The sequence below is a fragment of the Megasphaera sp. DJF_B143 genome, assembly GCF_900320625.1.
Lineage (GTDB): Bacteria > Bacillota > Negativicutes > Veillonellales > Megasphaeraceae > Megasphaera > Megasphaera hexanoica.
On sequence record NZ_ONTA01000029.1, the window covers coordinates 1 to 5,313 of the forward strand.

5 protein-coding genes are annotated in these 5,313 nt (G+C 54.2%); 1 reads left to right on the forward strand and 4 read right to left on the reverse strand.

The annotated features are described in order from the left end of the window. From DBO31_RS00700 to DBO31_RS00710, 3 genes are all read right to left on the reverse strand, one after another. On the reverse strand, positions 1 to 729 hold a 729-nt coding region (locus tag DBO31_RS00700; RefSeq protein ID WP_150824200.1), incomplete at its 3' end, for an ABC transporter ATP-binding protein. Then, on the reverse strand, positions 726 to 1,640 hold the full coding sequence (locus tag DBO31_RS00705) for an ABC transporter permease (protein ID WP_150824201.1): 915 nt from the start codon (positions 1,638 to 1,640) through the stop codon (positions 726 to 728). The genes DBO31_RS00705 and DBO31_RS00700, both read right to left, overlap by 4 nt. Positions 1,641 to 1,642: 2 nt before the next feature. Next, the gene (locus DBO31_RS00710) at positions 1,643 to 2,575 is read right to left on the reverse strand and encodes an ABC transporter permease (protein WP_059076674.1); all 933 of its coding nucleotides are present in this window, start codon (positions 2,573 to 2,575) and stop codon (positions 1,643 to 1,645) included. Positions 2,576 to 2,781: 206 nt separating this feature from the next. Between DBO31_RS00710 and DBO31_RS00715 the strand changes: the two genes are divergently transcribed. Beyond that, positions 2,782 to 3,981, forward strand: coding sequence for an MFS transporter (locus tag DBO31_RS00715; protein WP_075581962.1), 1,200 nt, complete (start codon positions 2,782 to 2,784; stop codon positions 3,979 to 3,981). 187 nt (positions 3,982 to 4,168) lie between these two features. Here DBO31_RS00715 and DBO31_RS00720 read toward each other — a convergent pair. Continuing rightward, a partial coding sequence (locus tag DBO31_RS00720) for a biotin/lipoyl-containing protein (RefSeq protein ID WP_150824202.1) occupies positions 4,169 to 5,313 on the reverse strand: 1,145 nt, incomplete at its 5' end.

A 5,313-nucleotide genomic window follows, 5' to 3' on the forward strand; every position in this document is an offset into this window, starting at 1 on the left:
AATATCTTCTACCCGGCCCGTTTCTACGACGACACCGGCATACATGACATAGACGCGCCGGCACATCTGGGCGATGACGCCGAGATTGTGGGAAATGAGGACGACGGCCATCTGATGTTCCGCCTGCAGTTTTTTCAGGAGCTGCAATACCTGGGCTTCCGTCGTCACATCGAGAGCCGTCGTCGGTTCATCGGCAAACAACAGGCGGGGTTCACAGGATAATGCCATGGCGATGAGACATCGCTGGCGCATCCCTCCCGACAGTTCATGCGGATATTGGTACAGCCGCCGCTCTGGCGACGTGATGCCCACTTCGCGCAATAGGGACAGGGCCTTTTGCCTTGCTTCCTGCCGGCTCATATGATGCTGGCGCAGGCCTTCTTCTATCTGATCGCCAATGGTCAGGACCGGGTTGAGGGCCGTCATGGGGTCCTGGAATATCATGGCCATGTCGCGGCCGCGGAGACGGTTCATGGCACTTTCGTCCAATGAACGGATATCTCTGCCGTCCCAGAAGATATGGCCCGATGAATATATCGCGCTGTCGCCAGGGAGCAGTTTCATGACCGCATGGGCCGTAACGGATTTCCCGCATCCCGATTCCCCGACGATACCGACGGTTTCACCGGCATCGACGACGAGCGAAACCTGGTGGGTCGCTTCCAGTACACCCCGGTAAGTACGGAAAGAGATGGACAGATTGTCTATGGAAAGAAGATGGTGATTCATCGTCCGCCCTCCTTATCATTCTGTGGATCCAGGGCATCGCGCAGGCCGTCACCAAGAAACATAAAACCCAGCATGGTCAGGCACAGGGCCAGAGCCGGAAACAGGAGCTGGAAAGGAAAAGAACGCATACTGTTGATGCCTTCCGAAGCCAGGACACCCCAGCTGGCCATGGGAGCCGAGACGCCGAGGCCGATGAAACTTAGAAAGGCTTCAGTGAAAATTGCATCGGGAATAGACAAGGTCAACGTCACGATGATAGGCCCTACGCAGTTGGGGATCATATGGCGGCGCAGGATTTGCCAGGTGGATGACCCGCAGGACCGGGCGGCCATGACGTAATCCTGCTGTTTGAGGCTCAGAATCTGACCTCGGACGATACGGGCCATATTGAGCCAGTAGGCAATGCCCAGAGCCAGATAAATATTGATCAGGCCCGGTTTGAATACGACCATGAGGAGAATGACGTACAGAAGCATGGGAATGGAATAAAGGACATCGACGATGTGCATCATGATCCGGTCCGTCCTGCCGCCGGAGAGAGCGGCAAAACCGCCGTACAATACGCCGATGCAGACATTGATCAGACTGGCCACAAGGCCGATGGAAAGGGAAATGCGAGCCCCGTAGAGGACGCGGACAAACAAATCACGGCCCAGGGAATCGGTGCCGAACCAGTGATCCGGCCCAGGCCAGGCGTTGGCCATGGTCAGGTCCTGATCGACGTACGAATACGGTGCCAGGAGAGGGCCGAACAGAGCCATAACTGTCATGATAATGACGATGCCCAGTCCCCACAGGGCCAGTTTATTGTGTTTCATCTGCTGCCATCCCCGCTCCCGCAGCTTCTGGGGCGGCACGTACAGCGTTTCTTTATCTGCCTCCTGAAGCGGCGCAAAATCGTCTGGCGTCATGGTCATCCCTCCTTGTGGTTCTGCAGCCGGATCCGGGGATCCAGCAGCGGATATATGAGATCAATGATAAGATTCATAAAAATGATGAGAAAACTGTAAAATATAGTAATGCCCAGTATGACCGTGTAATCGCGGTTATAGATGCTGGTCACGAAATGGCGCCCCAATCCGGGAATGGCAAAAATCGATTCGACGATAAAGCTTCCCGTCAGCAGTGCCGCCGCCAGAGGGCCAATATAACTGACTACGGGGAGCAGTGCGTTGCGAAGGGCGTGATGGCAGAGGAGCCGCCGCGTACTGATACCGCGGGACCGGGCTGTCTTGATATAATCCTGGGACAGTGCATCGAGGACGCTGGACCGGGTCAGGCGCATGATAAAGGCCGTAGGATGGGCTGCCAGAGCCAGCGCCGGCAGGATAACGTAGGCCGGCCCCTTCCACATTGCCGCCGGCAGGACCGGCCAGGTAAAGGCAAAGAGCTGTATGAGGACGGCTGCCAGGATAAAACTCGGCACAGAAACACCCAAGGTCGCGCCGAGCATCAGGGCATAATCCATCCACGTATTCTTGCGCCACGCCGCCAGAAGGCCGGCTGTTACGCCCGTCCCCAGCGCCAGCAACAGGCTGATCAGCCCCAGCTGGGCCGACACGGGCATACTTTCCGCTATGATTTCATTGACCGTCTGACCGGGATATTTGAAAGACGGCCCCAGGTCGAGTACGGCAGCGTGTTTCAGGTAATCGCCATACTGCGTCAGCAGGGGATCATTGAGATGATACCGTTCCTCTATGTTGGCCAGTACGGCCGGAGGCAGCTTTTTTTCTTCTGTAAACGGGCCACCGGGAATGGCATGCATGAGCCCGAAGGTAATCGTAATGACTGCCCACAGGACGACGATGGCACCGCCTATCCGCTTGATAATATACAAAAACATGGTCCTATCCTCTTTTCTTTTATAATGACACTGCTTTTATTATAGAAGTATAGGTATGAATTTTCAACGGATAATGTTGAAATTGTCAAACTGCCGTATTATAATAGTATGATACAAAAAATATCCGCCGGAGCCGCGACGCTTCTACTCAGCGTCGCGGCTCCGGCTGTTCCTTCTATTACCTCTGTCTGAAAGGAGCCGATTACGTGAACTGGAAAGTCTGTCTTGCTATCCTGACGTGCAATGTCGTTTTTATGTCATCGAGCTATACGATGCTCATCCCCTTCCTCCCCATGTACCTGACCCGTGAGCTGGGCGTCTCCGCCACTTCGGTCAATATCTGGTCGGGGATTGTTTTTTCATCTACCTTCCTTGTCAGTGCCATCATGGCTCCTATCTGGGGAAAAATGGCCGACCGCAAGGGAAAGCGTCTCATGGCTATCCGCGCCAGCCTGCTCCTGTCTGTCAGTTACTTCCTCGGCGGCATCGTCACGACGCCACTGCAGCTGACATTTATGCGCATGTTCCAGGGATTTGCCGCCGGCCTGTGGCCTATGGAACTGGCAATCATGACCATTTATGCGCCGCCCCAGAAACTGGGCATCTGTCTGGGCATCATGCAGGGAGCCCTGACGGCAGGCGGCATCATCGGCCCGTTGTTCGGCGGCATCCTGGCAGAACTGTTCGGCATGCGCATGTCCTTTTTCCTCGCCTCAGGCGCTCTCTTCCTGAATTTCCTCGTCCTCGTCTTTTTCATCAAAGAACCAGACCTCAGCCGTGTACCGGCCAAGCCGGCAGAGCCTGACGAAGGAGAGGCCACGGCCGAACCAAAGAGCCTGTGGAAAGTCCCTATCATCTTTCACATGCTGATCTGCTCTGCCCTGGTGCAGGTCGTCATCCTCATTGTCCAGCCTATCCTGACTACGTATATCTCTCATATGGCCCAGAATATGGATAATCTCGTCTTTGTTTCAGGCCTCGTCTTTTCTCTCGGCGGATTTGCCAGCGCCATCACGGCCCCCCTCTGGGGACGCTTCGGACAGCACCACGGATTCTTCAAATCCATGCGCTATGCCCTGGTCCTGGCTGGCATTTTCTTTTTTCTCCAGGCCCTGCCGACGACGCTCTATGGATTTGCTGCCAGTCAGTTCGCCGTAGGCCTGTTCTTTTCTGGCATCTTTCCTTCCATCAATGCCATCCTGGCCGAACACACCGACGCCCGCACCAAAGGCCACGTCTTCGGCCTGTTATTCTCTGCCCAGCAGATTGGTGCCATGACCGGTCCTATCCTGGGAGGTGCCATCGCCACCTTCATCGGCATGAAGTATGTCTTCTTCGCCGCCGGTCTCATCTTATTGGCCATCAGCTGGACTGTGCGCCGCAAACGCACCCAATACAGCCATTAAAAGACAGATTCTGGTCCTATATGCCCAAAAGAGGTTGTCCCACAAAGACAACCTCTTTTCTGTTTGTAGTTTGTAGATGTTGCACAGTCATTTTGCCATAAGCGGGAGGCACGGCTGAATAAAAAAAGAAAAATCCGCGGCATGACAGCTAATTCATGCCACGGATTCATATATACTTCTATCAGGATCAGCCTTCCAGTACTTCCAGGAGGCAGTCGCCACTGATGATTGGTTTGCCTTTGACGGCATAGATTTCACCGACGACGCCATCGATGGGTGACGTAATGGTCGTTTCCATCTTCATGGCTTCCGTTACGACCAGAGGATCGCCCTTCTTGACTTTCTGGCCCTTGGTGACGAGGACGTTGACGACGGAGCCGGAAAGGGTAGCGCCGATGTCACCGATCTTGTCCGGATCGGCTTTCTTGCTGGTGACGCTGGTCTGGTCCACGTTTTTGTCCTGCACCTGGATTTCACGTTCTGCCCCGTTGAACATGAACGTGATGGTGCGCATGCCGCTGTCATCGGGATCACTGATATTGATCAGTTTGATGACCAGGTCTACGCCTTCTTCCAGTTCGACCGTGATTTCTTCATTCTGCTTCATACCGAAGAAGAAGGTCGGAGTGTCGAGGACGCTGACATCGCCATATTTCTTGTTGCGGTCATTGTAGTCCGTAAATACCTTCGGATACTGGCAGTAGGCGTTGATGTCTTCGTCGCTATGGCTGTAGCCGGCGTCTTCCAGTTTCTTACGGATAGCTTCAAAATCAGCCGGTTCAAGCAATTTGCCAGGACGCTGTGTCAACGGTTTCTTGCCTTTCAGGATAATCTTCTGGAGTTTTTCCGGGAAGCCCTGATACGGGAAGCCCAGACGGCCTTCGAAGAATTCTACGACAGACTGGGGGAAATCAAGGGTATCGCCCTTTTCATAAATATCTTTTTCCGTCAGATCGTTCTGTACCATGTACAGCGTCATATCCCCGACGACCTTGGAAGACGGCGTAACTTTGACGATATCGCCAAACATGAGGTTGACATCGTGGTACATCTTCTTGATATCGTTCCAGCGGTCGCCCAGTCCGACGGCTTTCGCCTGCTGGCGGAGGTTGGAGAACTGGCCGCCAGGCATTTCACAATAATACGTTTCCGTGTTGGGATACGGTTCGGCCTTATCGACTCCTTTGTAATATGGCCGTACGGTTGCCCAGTAACGGGACATTTCTTCCATGGCATCAATGTTGAGGTCCGGCTGGCGGTCCTTGCCGCTCATGGCATAGTAGAAGGTATTCATGCTCGGCTGGCTCGTACCACCGGCAAAGGCCGAATAGG